The 503-nt window shown below is 67.2% G+C and carries 1 pseudogene; it reads left to right on the forward strand.

The features are described 5' to 3' along the window. Window positions 1–32: 32 nt before the first annotated feature. Window positions 33–503: pseudogene (locus ACLZOT_RS49855) on the forward strand (site-specific recombinase); the annotation flags it as partial.

Consider the following 503-nt stretch of genomic DNA (forward strand, 5'->3'; position numbering starts at 1 on the left):
AGGCGGGAGGGGTCGACACCATCCGAAGCTTCTTGTGCGACCTGATCGACTGGGATTGGATCACCCCCAGGTTCGATCCCCGCCGTGTCCTGGCTCTGCCGCTTTCGGTCCGGGCCGGCCGTGACCCGGACCCCCGGATCATCGACGATGCCGCCTGGGCCAAGCTCATGGCCGCCGGTCTGACGCTGACCGCCGAGGACCTGCGCGCCTACGGGACACCGCGGGCGAAGGCTGCGGGATGGCACGCGAACTACTATCCGATCGAGATGATCCGCGCCCTGGTCGGGGTGTGGTTGTTCGGCGGGCTACGGATGGACGAGATACGCCGTCTCGAACTCGAATGCGTCCGCTGGGACCAAGCCACCGACCCGGACAGCGGCGAGACCTACCGTGTCTGCCTGCTGCACATCCCGGCGAACAAGACGACAGCGGCCTTCTCTAAGCCGGACGACCCCATCGTCGGTGAGCTCATCGACGCCTGGAGGACCATCCGCCCCGTCCAG

Source organism: Streptomyces sp. 4F14 (assembly GCF_048159485.1).
Lineage (GTDB): Bacteria > Actinomycetota > Actinomycetes > Streptomycetales > Streptomycetaceae > Streptomyces.